The 22,870-nt window shown below is 38.4% G+C and carries 17 protein-coding genes; 16 read left to right on the top strand and 1 reads right to left on the bottom strand.

The genetic code is table 11. The features are described from left to right. Nucleotides 1–206 precede the first annotated feature (206 nt). From chvE to JBW_RS12995, 12 genes are all read left to right on the top strand, one after another. Nucleotides 207–1,286 (top strand): multiple monosaccharide ABC transporter substrate-binding protein, encoded by a 1,080-nt coding sequence (gene chvE / locus JBW_RS13050; protein ID WP_007955230.1) that lies wholly within the window; start codon nucleotides 207–209, stop codon nucleotides 1,284–1,286. A gap of 104 nt (nucleotides 1,287–1,390) precedes the next feature. After that, nucleotides 1,391–2,914: a multiple monosaccharide ABC transporter ATP-binding protein gene (mmsA, locus tag JBW_RS13045; protein ID WP_007955227.1), complete on the top strand. Its 1,524-nt coding sequence runs from the start codon at nucleotides 1,391–1,393 to the stop codon at nucleotides 2,912–2,914. A 13-nt stretch (nucleotides 2,915–2,927) separates the two neighbouring features. Then, the gene (gene mmsB / locus JBW_RS13040; protein WP_007955221.1) at nucleotides 2,928–4,091 is read left to right on the top strand and encodes a multiple monosaccharide ABC transporter permease; all 1,164 of its coding nucleotides are present in this window, start codon (nucleotides 2,928–2,930) and stop codon (nucleotides 4,089–4,091) included. Nucleotides 4,092–4,291: 200 nt separating this feature from the next. Continuing rightward, a complete protein-coding gene (locus tag JBW_RS13035; protein ID WP_007955219.1) occupies nucleotides 4,292–5,491 on the top strand; it encodes an ROK family transcriptional regulator in 1,200 nt (399 codons plus the stop codon). 164 nt (nucleotides 5,492–5,655) lie between these two features. Further along, on the top strand, nucleotides 5,656–7,479 hold the full coding sequence (locus JBW_RS13030; RefSeq protein ID WP_007955217.1) for a cache domain-containing sensor histidine kinase: 1,824 nt from the start codon (nucleotides 5,656–5,658) through the stop codon (nucleotides 7,477–7,479). A 15-nt stretch (nucleotides 7,480–7,494) separates the two neighbouring features. Next, entirely contained in the window at nucleotides 7,495–8,706 is a 1,212-nt protein-coding gene (locus tag JBW_RS13025; protein ID WP_007955215.1) for a response regulator transcription factor, read from the top strand. Nucleotides 8,707–8,732: 26 nt separating this feature from the next. Beyond that, entirely contained in the window at nucleotides 8,733–10,568 is a 1,836-nt protein-coding gene (locus JBW_RS13020; RefSeq protein ID WP_235333775.1) for a substrate-binding domain-containing protein, read from the top strand. A 126-nt stretch (nucleotides 10,569–10,694) separates the two neighbouring features. Beyond that, nucleotides 10,695–11,702, top strand: a complete 1,008-nt coding sequence (locus JBW_RS13015; RefSeq protein WP_007955211.1) for an ABC transporter substrate-binding protein — start codon at nucleotides 10,695–10,697, stop codon at nucleotides 11,700–11,702. Between the two features lie 139 nt (nucleotides 11,703–11,841). Further along, entirely contained in the window at nucleotides 11,842–13,353 is a 1,512-nt protein-coding gene (locus JBW_RS13010; RefSeq protein WP_007955210.1) for a sugar ABC transporter ATP-binding protein, read from the top strand. Nucleotide 13,354: 1 nt separating this feature from the next. After that, nucleotides 13,355–14,437, top strand: a complete 1,083-nt coding sequence (locus JBW_RS13005; RefSeq protein WP_007955209.1) for an ABC transporter permease — start codon at nucleotides 13,355–13,357, stop codon at nucleotides 14,435–14,437. After that, nucleotides 14,412–15,395 (top strand): galactofuranose ABC transporter, permease protein YjfF, encoded by a 984-nt coding sequence (gene yjfF, locus JBW_RS13000; protein WP_007955208.1) that lies wholly within the window; start codon nucleotides 14,412–14,414, stop codon nucleotides 15,393–15,395. Before JBW_RS13005 ends, yjfF begins: the two co-directional genes overlap by 26 nt. A gap of 773 nt (nucleotides 15,396–16,168) precedes the next feature. Continuing rightward, nucleotides 16,169–17,395 (top strand): NAD(P)-dependent malic enzyme, encoded by a 1,227-nt coding sequence (locus JBW_RS12995; RefSeq protein ID WP_007955207.1) that lies wholly within the window; start codon nucleotides 16,169–16,171, stop codon nucleotides 17,393–17,395. A gap of 140 nt (nucleotides 17,396–17,535) precedes the next feature. On the opposite strand, the gene JBW_RS12990 is transcribed toward JBW_RS12995, so the two are convergent. Further along, nucleotides 17,536–18,861 (bottom strand): CitMHS family transporter, encoded by a 1,326-nt coding sequence (locus tag JBW_RS12990; RefSeq protein ID WP_007955206.1) that lies wholly within the window; start codon nucleotides 18,859–18,861, stop codon nucleotides 17,536–17,538. Between the two features lie 234 nt (nucleotides 18,862–19,095). Between JBW_RS12990 and JBW_RS12985 the strand changes: the two genes are divergently transcribed. The 4 genes from JBW_RS12985 to JBW_RS12970 all read left to right on the top strand — a co-directional run bounded on the left by JBW_RS12985 (nucleotide 19,096) and on the right by JBW_RS12970 (nucleotide 22,870). Then, on the top strand, nucleotides 19,096–20,667 hold the full coding sequence (locus JBW_RS12985) for an ATP-binding protein (RefSeq protein WP_007955205.1): 1,572 nt from the start codon (nucleotides 19,096–19,098) through the stop codon (nucleotides 20,665–20,667). A gap of 10 nt (nucleotides 20,668–20,677) precedes the next feature. Then, a complete protein-coding gene (locus tag JBW_RS12980; RefSeq protein ID WP_036680724.1) occupies nucleotides 20,678–21,376 on the top strand; it encodes a response regulator in 699 nt (232 codons plus the stop codon). Between the two features lie 329 nt (nucleotides 21,377–21,705). Next, nucleotides 21,706–21,978 carry a citrate lyase acyl carrier protein gene (citD, locus tag JBW_RS12975; protein ID WP_007955202.1) on the top strand — a complete coding sequence of 91 codons (273 nt, stop codon included), beginning with the start codon at nucleotides 21,706–21,708 and terminating at the stop codon, nucleotides 21,976–21,978. Nucleotides 21,979–21,988: 10 nt separating this feature from the next. Next, complete coding sequence (locus JBW_RS12970) at nucleotides 21,989–22,870, top strand: aldolase/citrate lyase family protein (protein WP_045820619.1); 882 nt, start codon at nucleotides 21,989–21,991, stop codon at nucleotides 22,868–22,870.

Raw genomic sequence — 22,870 nt, 5'->3', positions numbered from 1 at the left:
ATTAATTAAATTCTAAATTAAATTTTAAATTAATAATTGAAAAAGTATGAATTGTTTGTTATAATTTAAATATTCAAACTAGTAATTTGGAATTATATTACGAAATATTATTTTGCGTATTTAATATAGATAGAAAGTAGGTGATGGGTGGTATAACAGAAATTGGTGGACTAGGTTGTAAAAAATAAAAAGAGGGGGAGATTTCAATGAAAAAGGTTTTAGCTTTGTTACTTATGTTTACCATGGTACTAATGTTGACTGCATGTGGTTCTAGTTCAAACTCTAGTTCTCCTAATGCTAAGAAAAAAGTAGGTATAGCAATGCCTACGAAATCATCTTCTAGATGGATCGCAGATGGTGAAAATATAGTTAAACAACTGCAAGCCAAGGGGTATGATACTGATTTGCAGTATGGTGAAGACAATGTAGAAAATCAGCTTGCGCAAATCGAGAATATGATTACAAAAGGAGCTAATGTCTTAGTCATTGCAAATATTGATGGTGAATCTTTGACAACGGTATTGCAAAAAGCCAAAGAGAAAAATATTCCCGTTATCGCTTATGATCGTTTAATTAAAAAGACTCCAAATGTAGATTACTATGCAACTTTTGATAATTTTCAAGTCGGAGTTCTTCAGGCATCTTATATTGAAAAAAGCCTAGGCTTAAAAGAAGGTAAAGGTCCTTTTAATATTGAGATCTTTGGTGGTTCACCGGATGACAATAATGCATACATGTTCTTTGATGGTGCTATGTCGATTTTAAAACCTTATATTGATTCTAAGAAACTAGTTGTAAAAAGTGGACAAATGGATATGAGTGTATGCGCGACATTAAGATGGGATGGCGCTACTGCTCAAGCAAGAATGGATAATCTGTTAAGTAAGAACTATACTGGTTCCAAAATAGACGCTGTTTTATCTCCGTATGATGGTATTAGCATTGGTATTCTTTCTTCCCTAAAGGCCGTTGGCTATGGAACACCATCTCAGCCAATGCCTATCGTTACTGGACAAGATGCTGAAATTCCTTCCATTAAATCCATTATTAAGGGCGAACAAGCACAGACTGTATTTAAAGATACTAGAGATCTTGCGAAAGTAACCGTTGATATGGTGGATGCGGTACTCACTGGTAAAAAAGCACCAACGAATGATGATAAGACTTATAACAATGGTGTTAAAGTAGTGCCTTCCTATTTATTAGTACCTGTTTCTGTTGATAAATCAAACTACGAGAAAATATTGGTTGAAAGCGGATATTATACTGCAGATAAACTTAAATAATAGCCGGTCGTAAGGTCAAAATAATTTAGTGATGACTGCAAAGTCATTGCTAAATTATTATATGGCCTATTTAAAAGAACGATATTGCAAGGAGTTGAGGATATATGGAAGATGTTATTTTGGAAATGATAAATATTACAAAAACCTTTCCAGGTGTTAAAGCTCTTAATAACGTGAATCTGCAAGTGCAAAAAGGCGAAATTCATGCATTGGTTGGTGAAAATGGCGCAGGAAAATCAACCTTAATGAAAGTTTTAAGTGGAGTATATCCTCACGGATCCTATACAGGTGAAATTCATTATAAGGGGAAACTGTGTGAGTTTAAGGATATTAAAGAAAGTGAAAAATTAGGTATCGTTATTATTCATCAGGAATTAGCTTTAATCCCTTATCTATCCATAGAAGAAAATATATTTCTGGGCAATGAACAGGGAAAACGTGGTCTTATTGACTGGCATGTTACTACGATGCGTACGAAAAAACTGCTGGCAACAGTAGGACTCAAAGAATTGCCAGCTACATTAGTTACCAACATAGGGGTTGGCAAGCAACAATTGGTTGAGATTGCAAAAGCCCTATCAAAGGAAGTTGAATTGTTAATCCTCGATGAACCTACGGCAGCATTAAATGAAGATGATAGTAATAATCTATTAGATTTATTAGTCGAATTTAAAAAGCAAGGAATATCTTCGATTATTATTTCACATAAATTGAATGAAATTTCAAGAATTGCTGATTCCATTACCGTGCTGCGTGATGGAGCCACCATTGAAACATTGAATGTAAAAGAAGATCATATTACGGAAGATAGAATTATTAAGGGTATGGTAGGACGAGAATTAACAGATCGGTACCCCAAAAGAGATGTAGCCATTGGTGATATTATCTTTGAGGTTAAGAATTGGAATGTATACCACCACCTCCATAGTGAACGTAAAGTTATTAAAAATATTAACTTTCATGTTAAGCAAGGTGAGGTTGTAGGAATTGCAGGGCTTATGGGATCAGGGAGAACAGAGCTTGCAATGAGTATTTTTGGCAGATCCTATGGACAAAAAATTAGCGGACAGATCTATAAGAATGGTAAAGAGATATATTTGAAAGATGTGAGTCAGGCTATTGACCAAGGTGTTGCATATGTAACGGAAGATCGCAAGCAGTATGGCTTAATATTAAATGATGATATTAAACAAAATATCACGTTGGCTAATTTAAAAAAAATATCGAAGAATTCTGTAATTGATGAAAATAAAGAAATCGTAGTGGCGGAAAAAAGTCGTCAGCAGATGAATATTAAATGCTCAAGTATTTTGCAAAATACTGTAAACCTGAGTGGTGGGAATCAGCAAAAGGTCATTTTAAGCAAATGGATCTTTACAGAACCAGATATTTTAATTCTAGATGAACCTACTCGAGGAATTGATGTAGGGGCAAAATTTGAAATTTATAACATCATTAATAATCTAGTTAAAGATGGAAAAAGCATTGTATTGATTTCTTCAGAACTTCCTGAGATTCTGGGAATGTGTGATCGAATTTATGTTATGAGTGAAGGAAACATTACGGGAGAGCTTACAGGAAAAGAAGCTTCACAGGAAAAAATTATGAAATATGTAATGAGTAAATAGAGGAGGGATCGTCATGGAAACTTTGAAACAGATGTTTAAAAGTAATATCAGGGAATATGGCATGGTTATTGCACTAGTATCCATCGTGCTGTTCTTTGAAATTGTCAGCAATGGTGTACTTTTACAACCATTAAATGTAACGAACCTAATTCAGCAGAATAGTTACATACTCGTATTGGCGATCGGTATGTTACTAGTTATCGTTGCTTTTCAAATTGATTTATCAGTAGGTTCTATGGCTGCTTTTGTTGGTGCCATTTCTGCTATTTTAATGGTAGATAATCATTTTGGTGTTGTACCTGGAATACTCATTTCCTTACTGATAGGGGGCCTTGCGGGAGCTTTTCAGGGGTATTGGGTTGCCTATTTTAAGATTCCAGGATTTATTGTTACATTAGCGGGTATGCTGATTTTTAGAGGTTTGACAATGACTGCTTTAGAGGGGCAATCCAAAGGTCCTTATCCAGAACTTTTTCAAAAAATGAGCAACGGGTTTGTACCAGATATATTGGGTGGAACAACTATCCATATTACAACTCTTGTGGTTGGGGTTATTTTAACTTTGATATATATATATATTGAATTAGATCATAGAAAAGCCAAGCAGGAGTATAATTTTGATGTAATCCCTATGCAGTTTTTAGTTGCTAAGTTGGTGTTTGTTGGCGTGGCAATCAACTGGTTTATGTATTTGCTTGCCTCATATAAAGGCATTCCTAATGTTTTAATATTATTATTTATTCTAATTGTTTTTTATACGTTTATAACGACAAAAACAGTTGTAGGGCGTCACATTTATGCTTTAGGTGGTAATGAAAAGGCGGCAAAATTATCTGGTGTTAAAACGAAACGTATTGTGTTTTGGGTTTTTGTAAACATGGGTGTATTAGCAGCTCTTTCGGGTCTTGTTTTCGCGGCGAGACTCAATGCGGCAACGCCGAAAGCAGGTACGGGTTTTGAACTAGATGCAATTGCTGCCTGTTTTATTGGCGGAGCCTCTACTGCTGGTGGTATTGGTGTTGTTATGGGAGCCATTATTGGTGGGTTGGTTATGGGAGTTATGAACAATGGTATGTCCTTAATTGGTGTTACCATTGATATGCAGCAGACCATTAAAGGGTTAGTATTGTTATTAGCTGTAGCCTTTGATATTTATACAAAATCCAAACAGTCATAAAATGAATTAGACAAAAGAAGTGAAGCGTTTTTTCTTAATGCATTAAATGAGCAATTAATTAATGATTAAATTAGACATTTTAGCTTTTAATATTATATAATGGTTTAAATAAATTTTTTAGTGTATTTTGTTTATTTGAAGAGAAGCTTTTTAAAGATATCTCTTATCAAAAATATTGAAAGCAAGAGTGTAGGTGTTTTATGGAAGGTGTAAATACGATTAATTCAAAAGCAGTAGGAGGGTTAAATGAGTCGCTAATCGTTAATACGATTCGCAGGCGTGGACCAATATCTCGTGTCGATATTGCGAAATTGACAGGTTTAACAGCGCCAACTGTAACAAACATATCAGGTAAACTCATTGAACATGGACTCATCCATGAGTATATGGTTGGTGAATATAGCGGCGGCAGGCGCCCAGTACTTCTTAAGGTTAATTCTGAAATAGCGAATATGATTATTGTAGACATTCGCTCTAAGGAAATGATTGGATATTTGATAAATGGCGGTTTAGAGATTAAGGAACAGACGTGCTATGATATTCAACATTTGAAAGAAGAAAAGATATTATCCTTACTAGAGAATACAATAGAACAGTGTTATTCTTCTGAAAATGGCAAATTGGCTTTAGCTATTGGTATTATTGTGCGAGGGCCTGTTATGTCCAGGGAGGGACTTTCCTTGTTTTCCCCTAGTGCCGGTTGGCGCAATGTACCACTAAAATATCTTGTGGAAAAGCAGTTCCAGCTTCCTGTTTTTGTCGAGAATGATATGCGGGCTATGGCACTGGGAGCTTATCATTATGGTCCTTATCGAGATATTAAAAATGCGGTATTCCTGGGGGTCGGCGGTGGAATTGGCTCTGGGATCATTTTAAATGGCGAGTTATATCGAGGCTTAGGGGATAGTGCAGGTGAGATAGGTCATACCGTTGTAGATGTTGATGGTCCCTTATGTAGCTGTGGCAATTATGGCTGTCTGGAAGCTATGGCATCAGAGTCGGCTTTAGTTAATATTACGGTTAAGTCAATTAACGACGGTGAAAGTTCTCTAGTGTCAGAGATGGTAAAAGGCGATATGGATGCTATTAGACCTAAACATATTTACGCCGCGGCTGAGGAAGGAGATCTCCTTGCGATAAAGATGCTTCAGCATGTTGCTAAATATATTGGTATGGGCGCAGCCAATATCATTAATATTTTTAATCCGCAGCTAGTACTTATTGGTGGAGGCATTGTTAAAGGGCGAGTCTTTATGGAAGAGACAATGATGCAAGTCATAAAAGAACGGGCTTTAGCAAGTTGTTATTCCCTAGCTCGTATTGAGTTTTCTTCTGAAGGCAGGCAAGATGCCCTGAAGGGAATTGTTGATGTGGTAATGGAAGGAATTTTTTTACGATAATTATGACGAAAATGCTCTCTATGTAGGCAGGGTTAAGACACCCGAACTGCCTATATAGGGGGCTTTTTACTATCCCAATTTCCTATTGTTCACATTAAAAGTGAAATATATTAATATATTATATTTCACTATAATAAGAAAAAATTACCATTTTTCATGCTCTATTGTGTATAATAATAAAAGTGGGAGTATTAGAAAAAAATGAGCGCTGGGATGGTGCAATATTGGAATTCTTTCGCAAATTACTTAAGATAGAAAATATTCGTTCTAAATTGTTATTATATTTTTTCACTCTCATTTTATTGCCTATTGTTACACTCGGAGTATTGGGTAATGTCATCTATAGCAAATCCATTGAAGAACAGGCCAATGAACATACGGGACAAATGATTGAGCAAGTCACTCGCAATGTTGAGTTTTATATTCATGATATGGAAAATATCGTTTCTTACCTTATGGGTGATCCTCAGATCATTGCGTTCTTACGGATTGCGAAAGAGGGGGATAGGGATGAATCGCTGAACAATGAGGTTCGGCGAATCTTAAGAACCTATACGAATGTGCATCCAGAGATTGCCGGAATACTCATTGTAAATGAGAATAATCTTTATATTAGCAATGAAATGCATCGAATTTCACGTGATCCCCTTACTGATGAGACTTGGTACAAAAGAGCGATTGCATCGCCAAATGCAATGCAGCTATTTAGTAAACCGATTGGCCGTAATATAACGACAACTCTTAACTATAGTGCTGATGAAGTGGTTTCGATTGCTAAGGCGGTTGTTGATCCTAAGACCAGCCAGCATCTTGGCGTCATACTGATTGATCTGAAATTGGATAAATTTAAAGAAGTAATTGAGACGATTACATTAGGTAAAAATGGATTTTTATATATTATGGATGCAAATGGTGGCATTGTATATGCGCCAGTCAATCCGATTGTATATCGCGTAAAAAGTGAGTGGTTCAACCATTCTGCCAATAGTATTGTAAAAATCATTCAGGGCAGTGAGTTTCAGATTATCTATAAAGATTCAGCTTATACACAATGGAAGACCATCGGTGTCTTTTCCCTTAGTGAGACACTGAAAGAGGTAACGATTCTGCGTCATTACTCCATACTTATTGGGCTTGTTACCTTAATACTGGCAGTAGTCGCCGCCTTCTTTTTTACTGCTTCCATTGCCAAGCCTTTAAGTAAACTCCGCAGCTTAATGAAGAAGGCTGAGGAAGGCGATCTAAGCGTACGATTTAACAGTAAATATAATGATGAAATTGGACAGCTTGGTAATAGTTTTAATACGATGATCAAAGAGATTAGTAATTTAGTGGATATGGTGTATACGGAACAAAAACGGAAACGAGAAGCAGAACTAAAAACCTTGCAGGCCCAAATAAAACCACACTTTCTTTATAATACTCTTTATACGATTCAGTGGATGGCTGGGGAACACGGTGCACAGGAAGTCGTTCGTATTGTTGGTGCACTTGCTAATTTATTTCGCATTGGTTTAAGCAAAGGGAAAGAGATGATTCCTGTTCATGAAGAATTAGAACATGTTCGCAGTTATCTAATGATTCAGAAAGCTCGCTATGAAGATAAATTGAGATATGAAATTAACTATGAAGAAGATATATTGAATTACAGAGTACTTAAGCTGATATTGCAGCCTCTTGTTGAAAATGCGATTTACCATGGCATTAATGCTAAAAGAGGGGGCGGTACCATCAAGATCAACGCTCGCATTGACAAGGAGAAATTATATTTTAGCGTAGCAGATGACGGCATAGGAATGACAGCGGAAAAACTCGCAGAACTAAGAAAATCATTAGACAATCAGCATGGAGGGGCAGCAAGGACTGGCTTTGGTATTTTTAATGTGAATGAACGAATTCGATTATCCTTTGGCTCAGAATACGGCTTACTATATACCAGCGTGGATCAGGAAGGTACGAAGGTAGAATTTTGGCATCCAATACGTTAAATAGGGAGTGGTTCAATGTTGAAAGTCGTAATCATCGATGATGAGCCTAAAATTCGTCGTGGTCTCAAAAGCCTCGTTGAGAAAGTAAGGCTTGACATGGAGGTTGTGGGGGAGGCTGAAGACGGAGAAATGGCTTTGGAAGTGGCTAGCAAAACCCTTCCAGACATTCTGCTAGTAGATATTTGTATGCCTTTTTTAAATGGATTGCAATTTATAGAACAAGTAAACAGCATATTACAAGATTGCATCATCATTGTCATTACTGGACATGATGAGTTTTCCTATGCCCATAAAGCGATTAAATTGCAAGTATTTGATTATTTATTAAAACCTGTCTTTGAAGATCAACTAGAAAACGTGTTAAAACGAGCAGAACAGCAATTACTGAATTCTCGTCTGCAAAATCATTATCTGAATTGGACCAACCAGGAAACAAAAAAACATTTGCCGCTATTAAGGGAAGCTTTCTGCAAAGATTGGGTAAATGGTCAATTAAGTGAGGAATACATTAGGTCTCAGCTCGCTTTTTTGGAATTGGATTTGTCGCCAGTATCCGGAATGATTGCTCTGAAAGTGGCCGGTCAGTACACCAGAGGACAGCTTCTCAAAGATTGGGAGCGGGAATTGTTGGTGTTTTCCATAGAAAATATTTGTGTGGAATTATTAGAGCAATGGCAGCCGTATATCATTTTTCATGATAGAGCGGATAATCTGATTGCGATAACACCCCTCCTTAATCCAAGCGACTGGTATGAACTTAGTGATGCTTTGCAGCAGGTTATTGAGCAGCATTTAGAACAAGTCGTAATTGTCGCTCAACGCCCGCTAGTGGATTTGCTAAGCGGTGTTTCCTCTGTTTATCATGAACTGACCTTAGAATTAAACCGCAAGGTTAGTTATACTCCCGCAGTGCTTCTTTCACAAAAACACATAGAAGCCAATTACTACAAGGAGGATTTCTCACTTCAGAATCTAGCAGAAATTATTAAGATTAGCCCTACGTATCTAAGTCGCTTGTTAAAAAATGAAATTGGTGTTTCTTTCGTTGAATATTTAACTCAGGTGAGAATCGAAAAAGCCATTCAAATGATGGGTGATCCTACGATAAAACTGTATGAAGTGGCAGAAAAAGTAGGGTATAGTAATCAGCATTATTTTAGTAATACATTTAAAAAAGTAGTGGGATTATCTCCGGCGGAATATCGTAAAAAAGGCAACTGGCGGTGAGTGGGGTGTTTAAAATCATGCAGAGTATGATCATTTTTTTGATTATAGTGACAATACTTACGGGATGTTATCATCCATCAAGCCAAGTAGCAAGTTCCGATCAGGTGAAGTTTGTAATTGGTGTATCTCAAGCCAATTTGGTTGAGCCTTGGAGAGTGATTATGAATGAAGAAATCAAAGAAGAAGCACTAAAGCATGCAGATGTTAAGATTGTTTTTACCGATGCTGTGCAAAACAGTGGCAAGCAGATTCGAGATGTAGAAGAATTGTTAGAAGCGGGGATTGATTTATTAATTATTTCACCCAATGATTCTGCGGAGCTGACACCAATTGTAGCGAAGGCTTACAAAAAGATTCCAGTCATTGTATTGGATCGAGCAGTGGAAGGATATGCGTACACGTTATATATCGGACCGGATAATAAATCTCTTGGCAAAGAAGCGGGGCAATACATCGCAGATCTTTTGCGAAATGGGGGAAATGTTGTAGAGATTCAGGGACCAGCGGGATTGCCTTCCCTTAGAGAAAGAAGTGCCGGCTTTCGGGAGGTCCTGGGGCAGTATGACAATATTAAAATTGTTGCTACTGTAATTGCCGATTGGCAGAGAGATAAGGCAGAAGATGAAATGGAAAAGCTGCTGCAGCAGTATCCTAAAATTGATGTTGTTTTTGCTCATAGCGACTACATGGCACTGGGGGCTTATAAGGCTGCAAAAAAACATGGATCCAATGGGATAAAGTTTGTTGGCGTTGATGGCTTTACAGGTCCTAATGGGGGATTGCAATTGGTAGAGAAAGGTATTTTGCAAGGGACATTTACTTGTCTGACAGGTGGGCGAGAGGCCATTCAATATGCTGTTGACATTCTAAATCATGAGAAAGGGATACCAAAGAAGATTATTCCTCGGAGCAATAAAATTACTCTTTACAATGTCTTGGAATATATGAAAACTGCGAATGAACCTAGAAAAGATAATCGCAACAAAAAAATTATGTTAGGATTTTCTCAGCTTGGGGCGGAGAGTGATTGGCGTAGGGCGAATTCCCAATCCATAAAGAACGCGGCATTAGAGACAGGCATTGATCTTATTTTTCTGGAGGCTGATCAACAACAGGAAATGCAGATTCAAGCCATCCGATCTTTCATTAACCAAGGCGTGGATGTAATTGCCTTTTCTCCTGTCGTAGAAGGGGGGTGGGATGAAGTATTGGAAGAAGCTAAGATGGCGGGAATTCCTGTTCTTTTGTCGGATCGAGCGATTAAACCTGACAATAATTCTTTGTATGCTACTTTTATTGGCAGCGATTTTTTGGAAGAAGGGCGCAGGGCCGCCCGCTGGCTTGTGGAGAGAAAAATAGCTAGGCAATCAGTCAATGTGATTGAATTGGAAGGAACAATTGATTCGGCGCCAGCTATTGATCGAAAAAAAGGGTTTGCTGAGATTATTGCCAATTACCCTCAATTTCAAGTGATTTACTCTGCATCCGGCGATTTTACCGAAGATGGCGGGCAGAATATGATGAAAGCTGCCTTAGCCATTTATGGCAATCAAATTCATGTCGTTTATGCGCATAATGATGATATGGCTCTCGGCGCTATCAAGGCGATTGAGGAATATGGACTTAGACCAGGCAAGGATATTCTGATTGTTTCGGTTGATGCTACAGCAGCAGCCTTTAAAGCGATGATGGCAGGTAAGCTAAACTGTACTGTGGAGTGTAATCCCCTTCTTGGTCCTCAGCTTATGCAAGCGGTAAAGAGTTTGATGGCAGGGCGGCAGCTGCCAATGCGGATTATTACTTCTGAAGGTGTATTTCCAGCAGAAACGGCGCGGCAGGACTATCTGAATCGCAGGTATTAATCAACTTTTTTAAAACAGTGCGGAAAAGTATAAGAAATTACTGATTATTCTAAATACTAAGACGTTACTACCATCCTATAATAGAACTAGTACTAGTAGTTCTAAATCATGAGGAGGGTAAGAAACATGTCAAAGTGGAAAAAAGTTACTGTTGCTTTGAGTGTCGGCATTATGATGTTCACACTGGCAGGCTGTGGGGGAGCCAAGCAAGAGACGACGACTAAGCCTGCAGACAAAAAAATTGTTCTAGGATTCTCGCAAATTGGTGCAGAAAGCGAATGGCGTACAGCAAATACGGAATCCATAAAAGCATCGGCACAAGCAGCTGGGATTGAACTTAAGTTTTCTGATGCCCAGCAAAAACAAGAAAACCAGATAAAAGCCTTACGGTCATTTATACAGCAAAAGGTTGATGTAATTGCTTTTTCGCCCGTTGTAGAAACAGGCTGGGATGCTGTACTGCAAGAAGCAAAGGCTGCTAAGATACCTGTGATTTTAACGGATCGGTCCATTAAAATGAGCAGTGGCAATGCAGAAGATTATTATGTTACCTTTATGGGCTCCGATTTTGTGGAAGAAGGCAGAAGAGCTGGTAAATGGCTGGTCGATTTCATGAAAAAAGATAATGGGGCTGTAAATATTGTCGAATTGCAAGGCACTGTTGGCTCTGCTCCTGCGATTGATCGTAAAGCCGGTTTTGAAGAAATCTTAAAACAACATGCTAATTATAAAGTCATTAAATCACAAACCGGTGATTTTACACGTGCCAAAGGTAAAGAAGTGATGGAATCATTCCTAAAATCAGCCAAGGCTGATGGAGAAAAAATTGATGTATTATATGCCCATAATGATGATATGGCAATTGGAGCGATTCAAGCAATTGAAGAAGCTGGGCTAAAACCCGGAAAAGACATTATTATTGTTTCAATTGATGGTGTTAAAGGTGCTTTTGAGGCCATGATTGCAGGAAAATTAAATGCAACAATTGAGTGTAGTCCACTGCTCGGCGATCAATTGATGACAGCTACAAAAGACTTGGTGGCAGGTAAGACCCTTGACAAACGGATTGTTACCAAAGAAGGTGTATTCCCTGCAGAAGTTGCTTCCAAGGAATTGCCAAATCGTAAATACTAAAAATTATACGGATATACCGATCCATCCCACCAGTTCTATGTAAAATAGAAACATTAGGGGTTATCTTTAAAGGATAGCCCCTGATAGAGTGGGTTTTTCTTTTATCGAACTACTGACTTTGATGCGGAGGTGAATAATAATGGATGACGCATATTTTTTATTAAAGGCAAAGGGGATTTGTAAAGCTTTTCCGGGGGTTAAAGCTCTTAACAATGTAGAATTCGAACTAAAGCCTGGAGAAATTCACTGTTTAATGGGAGAAAATGGAGCTGGTAAATCGACTTTGATTAAAGTGTTGACAGGTGTTGATCCTCTCGATGCTGGGGATATATTTTTGGACGGTAAAGCCATTGCGCCCAAGTCGCCTCATCATGCCCAGCAGCTAGGAATTAGTACAGTTTATCAAGAGGTTAATCTTTGTGCCAATTTGTCAGTTGCCGAAAATATTTTTATAGGCAGAGAGCCATTGCGCTTTGGCAGTATTGATTGGAAGGAAATGAATCGCAGATCACAGGAGCTATTGGCGAAGTTGAGTCTTGGGATTGATGTTACCCAGCCTTTAGAGCGTTACTCGGTTGCAATACAACAAATGGTGGCGATTGCAAGAGCTCTTGACATATCAGCTAAAGTTTTGATATTGGATGAACCGACTTCGAGCCTGGATGCTCAAGAAGTTGAAAAACTCTTTGGACTTATGCGTAAATTAAAAAAGCAAGGTTTAGGAATTATTTTTGTAACCCATTTTATTGAGCAAGTTTATGCCGTTTCCGATAAGATTACCATATTACGTAATGGTGAATTAGTTGGGTCCTATGAGACTGTAAATCTGCCTCGTGTTCAGCTGATTGCAAAAATGATTGGCAAAGCCTTTGATGGATTTGAAAGCAGCTGTAAGACATTGAAACTGGATATTCTTCAAGAAAGCCGTAATAACTTTTTACGAGTTCGTGGTCTTGGGCACAAAGGTTCGATTCATCCCTTTGACCTTGATATCAGCAAAGGTGAAGTGCTTGGTCTTGTAGGTTTATTGGGATCAGGGCGAACAGAAGTTGCCCGCACTATTTTTGGTATTGACAAAGCCGATAGCGGAGAAATTGCCATTGAAGGACAAACCGTCACCATACAAAACCCTGCTGATGCAATTCAACATGGTCTGGCATATTGTTCCGAAAATAGAAAAACAGAAGGGATTATCGAAAACCTTTCTGTAAGAGAAAACATCATTTTGGCATTACAGGCCAAAGTAGGGTGGATGAAATACATACCTAAGAAAAGGCAAGATGAGATTTCAAAAAAATATATTGAATTATTAAATATTAAGACCGCTGGACCGGAACAACTAATCAAAAATTTAAGCGGAGGCAATCAGCAAAAAGTAATATTAGCCAGATGGCTGCTGACAGAACCTAAGCTTTTAATACTGGATGAGCCTACACGGGGGATTGATGTAGGTGCTAAAGTTGAGATTCAAAAATTAATACTGTCTCTGGCAGAAACCGGCATGTCCGTTGTATTTATATCTTCAGAGCTGGATGAATCGGTTCGATGCTCCAGCCGTATGGCAGTTTTAAGGGACAGAGTAAAGATAGCAGAGATTTCCGGTGATGAGATGGAAGAAAAATATATTATGCAGACGATAGCAGGGGTGTAGGATGATGGAGAAAATACAGTCTATTTGGAATCGATTTACGAGTTCTAGACTCTGTTGGCCTCTAGCAGCATTGTTTTTTGTTTTGCTTTTCAATTTCTTTTTTACGAAAGATTTTTTCACGATTGAAATGAAGGATGGACACTTCTACGGAGTTACCATTGATGTTTTGAATCGTGCCGCGCCTTTGATGCTGCTCGCCATTGGTATGACCTTGGTCATTGCTACAAAAGGAATTGATATATCTGTAGGGTCGATGATTGCTATTTCTGGAGCGGTAGCAGCTTCGCTAATTGGCGGAAAGCTAGAATATGTCGATGGCGTAAAAACACTCGTGACACTTGTTCCTATGCCCGTTGCCATATTTACTGCTCTTTTGGTTACCACTCTTTTAGGAATGTGGAATGGATTATTAATTTCTAAAGTGGGAATTCAGCCGATTGTTGCCACGCTGATTCTACTGGTTGCTGGTCGAGGAATCGCCCAGCTGATTACTCAAGGACAGATTATTACAGTATATTATAAACCGTTTCAATTCATTGGCACTGGATATATATTCGGATTGCCTTTTTCCCTCTTTATTGTAGGGCTGGTTTTCGGTATTACCTTTTATGCAGTACGAAAGACAGCCTTGGGTATGTTTATTGAATCGATAGGAATTAATGCCGTTGCTAGCAGATTTGCAGGAATCAATGTGAGTAAATACATCTTTTCTGCCTATGCCTTCTCCGGCTTGTGCGCTGGCTTGGCAGGACTTATTATCTGCTCCAATGTAAGTTCAGCTGATGGAAATAATGCGGGATTATTTATCGAGCTAGATGCTATTTTAGCAGTCTCTCTTGGGGGGAATTCTCTCGATGGTGGTCGATTTTCCTTGGTCGGAAGTTTGATTGGGGCTTTAGTTATTCAAAGTATCACAACGACAATTTACGCCCTAGGGGTACCGCCAGAAATTACACTAGTGGTCAAATCCGTTGTTGTCATTGTCATATGCTTGCTGCAATCTGCTAATTTTCGAAAAATTGTATTTTCTAAATGGGCTCAAAAGAGGGGGATTCCAGGTGAAAAAAATGCAGCTAAGTTATAAGTACATTAATCTAATGATTACGGTTGTATTGTTTTTTGCTTTATTTGCAGCGGGCTCTGTCTTGTATAATGGATTTTTTTCCACACAAGTGCTGCTCAACATGCTCATTGATAATGCCTTTCTGATTATTACAGCAATCGGTATGACCTTTGTACTTATTATTGGCGGGATTGATATTTCTGTGGGTTCCGTAATTGCGTTAGTATGTATGCTATCAGCATATTTGCTGGAAATACAGCACCTTAGCGCTATAATTGTCATACCTCTAATGCTGCTAATGGGATTTCTCTTTGGGCTTGTGCAAGGTAGTTTTATTCATTTTTTTACTATACAGCCTTTTATTGTAACTCTTGCAGGTATGTTTTTAGCTAGAGGATTATGCTATGTAATCAGCATTGATACCATTATGATTACCAATCCCTTTTATCAATTTGTCGCTACCTACCGAATACCATTACCTTTTGGTAATTTTATTTCAATTAGCGTTATTATTGCTCTTGTATTAGTATTAGCAGCATTATATCTTAGCAATTATACTAAATTCGGACGTGCCGTATATGCCATCGGTGGTAATGCGCAATCGGCAATGTTGATGGGACTGCCAGTTGGCAGGACAAAAGTTTTAGTGTATGGTCTAAGCGGATTTTGCTCTGCCTTGTCAGGAGTTGTATTTAGTTTTTATATGCTTTCGGGTTATGGACTACACGCCATGGGTTTAGAAATGGATGCGATTGCATCTGCTGTTATCGGTGGGACACCTTTAACAGGCGGGGTCGGATTTGTCACAGGAACACTTTTTGGCGTTTTGATTCAAGGAGTAATCCAAACCCTAATCATGTTCCAGGGGACACTAAGTTCTTGGTGGACCAAAATTGCTGTTGCATTTTTACTCTGCTTGTTTATTGTACTGCAAAGAATCGTTGTTTTCAGAAAGGAGCGTACTAAGTCAATCTCATAGTATAACCGAGAATAGCCAGGATTGCTCTTACGTTAATACATGCGCCAGGACGCAGCACTTTGAATATAATAGATAAATAGTATAAAAAAAGTCACTCATAATGAGTGGCTTTTTTTGTATTGAATCATACAATATTTGAGGATCTAGAAATCGAAACGATAGTCAATGATGAAAAAAGATAATGGGATTAAGTCAGACTTAATCACGAAATTTGTCAATAAATAAAGTTAATAACTTACCATGAGATTACATATTTTTACAGTAATGATTTGATATTATATTGAATTGTAATTACTTTTAACTTAATAGAGGAGGATTTAGATGCTGTTAGATATTTTATACGGATCATTTTGTATCGGTGTTATCACGTTAGTTACTGTATTGTGCATGTACTTTAAATTGCCATAACCATGGCATTGTTAATAGTATTAAATGGTAAAAGAGGTGTTTGATTTGAATAATTGCGAATGGAAAGAAAGTCCGGTTGTATTCATTGCTGGATTATTGGTAGTGTATACTGTAAGTAACTCAATTAGGGTCTTATTCAATTTATAAGAATACGGTACTCTTCTCTTTTCTCTCTGAAATCCTGAAAAGAAAGTCGTCCTAATAAGCGACTTTCTTTTTAATTACTTATATATAGCGATCGAGAATGATATCGATAACTAAAAGTTATCATGTAATGAATATTCGATATTATCTTTCTATTCTAATAAACCGTATAATGTGGATGAAGTCATTGCTAGTTTATTGAGTTAGAAGGAGAGATAGATATGAGTTTACGTGATGAAGCACTACAATATCATCGAAAAAATAATGGAAAAATGGGTGTGATAGCTAAGGCTCCTATAAGAGATGGTTATGATCTTAGTCTAGCATATACCCCAGGAGTAGCAGAACCCTGTATGGAGATCCACCGTGAGAAAGATCTATCCTTTGAATACACCTGTCGGGGTAATATGGTGGCAGTGATTACGGATGGAACTAGGGTATTAGGGCTTGGAGATATTGGTCCAGAAGCAGCTATACCTGTAATGGAAGGCAAAGCTGTGCTATATAAAACCTTTGCGGATGTAGATGCGATTCCTTTATCCATTGATACGAAGGATGCAGATGAATTTATCAGAACGGTTCGGATGCTGCAGCCTAATTTTGCAGGAATTAATTTAGAAGATATTTCTTCTCCTAAATGCTATGATATTGAAGATGCTCTAAAAAAAGAAATGGATATACCAGTGTTTCATGATGACCAGCATGGTACAGCTATTGCCGCTGTATCAGCTACTATCGGTGCACTGCGGCTGGTAAAAAAACAATTGTCCGATGTCAAAGTTGTCGTCAATGGTGCTGGTGCAGCTGGTACTGCGATTGTACAGTTGTTACTCAATGCTGGCGTGGGGCATGTCATTATGATGAACTCCAAAGGCGCCATGTACGAGGGAATGGAGATGTCCCGAGTGAATCGGGTTCAGGCGGCACTGTTGCCTAAAACCAACTTAAAGAAAGAGAAAGGCAGTATAGCAGATATTGCCAAAGGCGCAGATGTGCTGATCGGTGTATCACAGCCTGGCTCCTTCACAACAGATATTGTTCAAAGTATGAATGCAAATTCGATCGTATTCTCCTTGTGTAATCCAGAACCAGAAATCAGCTATAAGGATGCTAAAGCTGCTGGGGTAAAAGTAGCGGGTACGGGGCGTTCGGATTCTCCGAATCAAGTGAATAATGTTACTGTCTTTCCTGGAGTTTTTCGTGGAGCCATAGATGTTAGGGCCCGCCAAATTAATGAAGAAATGAAACTAGCAGCAGTGTATGCCATTTCCGAGTTAATCGCAGAAGAAGAACTGCGAGAAGATTATGTTGTTCCTGACGTTTTTGATAAACGTGTTGCTCCAGCCGTGGCAGCAGCTGTAGCGCAAGCGGCGATAAAAACTGGTGTTGCCAGAATCATCGTTGATCCTGAAGAAATAAGGGCTAAGACGGCAGCTAGAATTGAATGAATAATAATCCAGGCTTTCTGCAATGTTTCCTAAACTAGAAATATTGCAGAAAGCCTGGATTTTTGTATGAAGAAAAGCACTGCTCTTCATTGATGAACAAAAAATGAAGAGCAGTGCTTTAACTAGATTTATTAGATTTATTAGATTTTAACAATACCTAGTAGAATTGCTGCAAATAGTGATACGAGACTTAGTCCCCACAATAACGGCATACAATACTTTAAATGTTCTTTTAATTCTACGCCGGCAAGTCCGATTGCTAGAAAGGTTGTTGCTGCATGAGGAGTAACGAGAACTCCATAGTTTTTACCAATCAGCATTGCGTTAGCCATATTTACTGGATCAATACCATACTTACTTCCTACGCTCATAGCAACTGGAAGTAAGCCAAAGAAATAAGAATCTGTTCCGAGCAACATACCAATCGGTACTGCAAATACTCCCATAACAAGATGCAAATATGGTCCTAAAAAAGGAGGAATGATCGAGATGAAGGCTACCGCCATGCCATCAAGCATTTTAGCACCAGAGATGACCCCTAAAAATACGCCGGATGCTAATAAGATGGTTGCCATAGATAATGCTTCTCCAGCATGAGCCTTGAGCCGGGCACTTTGTTCCTTAACATTAGGATAATTTACAAGTAAGGCAATAGCTAATCCAAACATGAATGCTGCATACAATGGAATCTTAGTGAACATCATTAAAGCAATGACACCAATTGTCAAGAAGACATTGAACACGACCAGCTTAGGACGCTTTAGAGCTTCTGCCTTGGCGGATTTAGCAGCATTTTGCTCTTGTTCCTCAGCAGTAAGAGTAGCGGCATTTACATCAATTGCTTGCATACCAGCACCGCGTCTTTTCTCTAGTACGCCTAAGAAAGCAGCAAAGGCAAGAACGATGATCATTCCCACGACCTGAAGGGGAATTAGAGTATGCCATAACTGGTTGATGTCTACTTTAGTAATAGCAGCTACTCTGGCAACAGGTCCGCCCCATGGAACCAGATTCATGATACTCATAGCCGATCCGATAATGACGAGCATCACCAATGGCCTGATATTAAGTTTTTTGTACAAAGGCAGCATTGCTGGTACCGTTACCAACAAGGTAGCTGCTAAGGAGCCGTCGAGATGGGCAATTGTGGCGATGATTCCAGTTGCAACTGTGATTGCTACAACATTATTTCCTGCTTTCTTAACTAAAAAGTTGATAAGAGGATCAAACATCCCTGCATCAGACATTAAAGCAAAGTAGATAATAGAAAACATAAACAAGACAGCGATGGGCATCGTAACAGCCACACCGTCTTTAACGTACTTTGATACCTCTACAAAGGATGAGCCGGCAGCAGCGGCAGCAATCAAGGGCACAAGGATAAATATAGGGGCTGGCGTTGCTTTTGATTGCATTAACAAATAAATAATAAAGATTACCATGAGAAAACCAATAAGTGCTAACATGTTTATTCCTCCTGAATTTTTAGTATATTCCGTTAATAGGATAACATATTAATTGGCAGAGATATTATTTTGTTCATTTTGGTTATAAAAATCTTAAAAGTAATACTGAGATATTTTCTGCTTTCTAATTATTTTATTAATTGAAATGATGTATAATAATCTAATACGATTGAATGTATCGTTCATAGGTCATTCATTTAGTTCTTTATAATCAGAAAGGGGTCTATCGAAAAGATGCATAAATTATCATTGCAATATAAAGTGATGTTTCTTACTATTTCAATGATTTCTATATTACTGCTAGTAGTAAGTGTTTTAGTGGTCCGTATCATTGATCATCAGGTTCGAGAAGATGTGGGTGAGCGGGCTATGATTATAGGACGGATTGTAGCACAAACACCAAAAGTGCAACAGGCGATTCTTTCTGAAAACCCTTCTGAAGTGCTGCAGCCCCTAACCGAAAATTGGCGACTTTCCAGTGAGGCTGCGTTTGTTATTGTAGCAAATATGGATCAAGTGCGACTATCATATCCTGATCCTTCAAAAATAGGTACTTCGTTATCAAACCTTTATCGGGAGCCTGTACTTAGGGGAGAGGAATATATATATGTTGCGCGAGGAAGTCTGCCTAGTTCTATTCGGGCCAATATACCTATCTATAGTGAGAGTGGGGATAAGCAAATTGGATTTGTTTCTGTAGGTTATTATTTGACGAATGTCTATAAAGAGGCTTTAGAAAAATTTATTCCAATTTTATACTTATTTCTAGTGGCAATAGCATTGAGCGTTTTGGGTTCTGTCATGATTGCCCGCAATATTAAAAAATCTATTTTTGGTCTAGAACCGCACGAAATAGCAACAATTGTCAGGGAAAAGCAAGCTACCCTGGAATCTATCCGGGAAGGAGTAATCGCTGTAGATCAGAATGGAACGATTCGTTTACTAAATGGCGAAGCTGCTTCTCTATTAGGGATCAATTCAGAGATGGCTTGTGGGCATCATATTGATACCATTCTTCCTCAAAATAGACTAGATGTTGTTATTAATAATGATCAAGCTGTATACGATGAGGAACAAAGGGTCAATGACATTATTATTCTTTCCAACAGTGTGCCGATAACTGTTGATGGTAAGGTAGTAGGTGCTGTAATATCCTTTAGAGATCGTACCGAAATAAATAGGCTGGCTGAGGAACTTACAGGGGTGCATCGATTTGTAGATGTTTTAAGAGCCCAAGCCCACGAATTTAAAAATAAATTGCATACCATAGTCGGATTAATACAACTGCACAGATATGAAGAGGCGGTAGATTTTGCGATAGATAGTGGTTTGGAAAAGCAGGAAGTTGTCGATTGGCTGAGTGGGCGAGTTAAAGATCCAACTATTTGTGGTTTACTTATCGGAAAAATAAGTCACATGCGAGAATTAGGTATAAAATTTAATATTTTGCCTGATACGATGATGACTAAGTTGCCGGCAAAAATGAATAGTGGTGATATTGCTTTAATTATAGGTAATTTTCTGCAGAATGCGATTGAAGCCGTTGTTAGTGTTGAAAACAAACGCATTGTCTTTGGTATAGTTCAGCTTGATGATAAATTGGAAATTAGGGTACAGAATTCTGGTCAGCAAATATCCACTGAATTGGCAGAGGAAATTTATCAACGTGGCTTTACGACTAAGAAAGGAAATAGCGGGTTAGGTCTTGCATTAATTTTGGACAAACTAAAACTAGTGGCTGGTGAGATATTTCATCGCAATTTGCCTAAAGGTGGAGTAGAGTTTATCGTATGGTTACCCTATTAGTAGAAAGGTGATGAGTATGAAAAAAATTAAGGTCTTAATTGTAGAAGACGACCCTATGGTTGCGGAGATTAATAAGAATTATACGGAAGCTGTTGAAGGGTTTTGTGTTAGTTGTGTTACCAAAAATGGGAAAGATGCATTAGAGAAGATTAACACAATGAATATAGATTTAGTCATTCTTGATATCTATTTGCCAGAAATCAATGGAGTAGACCTTCTATCTCTCATTCGGAGGGGAGACAAAAACATTGATGTAATAATGATTACTGCTGCCGATGATTCTGATACCGTTAGTAGAGTGTTGCGCCAAGGCGTCATTGCCTATATAACAAAGCCCTTTAAGTTTGATCGTTATCGATTCATTCTTGAAAATTATAGACGACAAAAGCAAACTATACTGCAGAAAACAAATCTTGAACAAAGTGATATTGACAATATGTTAGCTGTTTCAGTGCACAATGAAAAAAAGGTAATGCCTAAGAATCTTCATACTCAAACGCTGGCTATGATTACTAATTATTTACTTGCGTGTAAAGAACCGATCTCGGCTGAAGAACTTTCTTCTGGTGTGGGGATTTCACGGGTGACATGTCGACGTTACCTGGAGTATTTAGTCGATAAAGGACAATTGCAGATGGATTTATCTTACATTTCAGTAGGTCGACCAATCCACCGCTTCACGTTAGTAAGCCCTGATATAGATCTATAAGTTATGAATACTACGCTCTAATTTTAAGAGAAGTAATAAACATGGAATTTTGATATAAAATTTCATGTTTATCTTTTTGGATAGATTGGTCTTTATGGTAATCAACTAATCTTTATAGTAAAGATGATGAACTAAATAAACTAAATAAACTAAAAATACGAAACTCTGATTATTGAGAATTCTTTGATAATATATGATAACATAAGACCAGAGAAGGCAATTCTATTATTGTGAACTTGTCGATAAGCAAGAGTGTTCTAGATTATAGAATGATTTTCTTATTTAATCCTTGATTTTTATGTATGAACAAACAGAAATGGGGGGTATTTATGAGTAAGTTACTTAAATTAGCCCAAGCTGGGACGGTAGAATCAAGCGATATCCTTATCACCTTGGCACCAGCAGATGCTGGAACTGGAATAAGAGTAGAGCTAGTCAGTCCTACAATGCAGCAATATGGGGCGCATATCAGAAATTTAATAACGAAAACACTTGTTGACCATGGAATTGAAGATGTGCTGGTAAATGCGAACGACAGAGGCGCATTAGATTGTACAATAAAGGCCCGCGTAATAACCGCATTACAAAGAGCAGGAGAGTGAGGAGGATACAATGGAAAAGCTGAGAAGAAGCATGATGTTTGTTCCTGGTAACAATCCAGGAATGCTCCTAAACGCCGGCATTTATGGCGCTGATACAATCATTCTAGACTGTGAAGATGCCGTAGCAATTACGGAGAAAGATTCCGCAAGAAATCTTGTATTTCAAGCCATATCAGAAATCAATTATGGTACAGAAGTAGCTGTTAGAATTAATCACATCAGCACACCCTTTGGCTGGGATGATCTAAAACGAATCCTACCAGCAAAACCGGATCTCATTCGTTTACCGATGTGCCAAGGGCCAGATGAAATTCGCCAAATTGATGAATTCATTAGCGAAGCAGAACATAAACATAAATTTCCTGCGGGATCCATAAAAATGATGGCGGCCGTTGAAACCCCCAAAGGCTTACGATTAGCCTATGAAATAGCATCAGCGAGTCCAAGAATGGTGGCATTAGCCATTGGGGCAGAAGATTTTATTGCCAACTTAAAAACCACGCGCAGCAAATTGGGCCGGGAGTTACTGGCGGCCAGGGGACAGTTGGTACTGGCGGCTCGGGAAGCGGGCATTCAGTGTATTGATACCGTTTTCTCTGATATTAATGATGAAGAAGGATTTAAAAAGGAACTCGAACTCATTAAAGAAATGGGCTTTGATGGTAAATCCGTTGTAAACCCTCGCCAAGTCAGTGTTGTTCATGATTTCTTTGCACCTACGGCGAAAGAAATTGATCATGCCCAAAGAGTTCTTGCTGCTTACCAAGAAGCCCTTGAGAAAAAATCGGGAGTTATCTCACTAAACGGAAAAATGATTGATCTGCCGATTGTAGCACGGGCAGAACGTACCTTGGCTTATGCTAAAGCCACTGCTGGGAAAGGAGGCAAATAA

The sequence above is a fragment of the Pelosinus fermentans JBW45 genome (genome assembly GCF_000271665.2).
In the GTDB taxonomy this organism is placed as follows: domain Bacteria; phylum Bacillota; class Negativicutes; order DSM-13327; family DSM-13327; genus Pelosinus; species Pelosinus baikalensis.
Note: the sequence above shows the minus strand (reverse complement) of the source record. Positions and strands in the feature narration are given on the sequence as shown.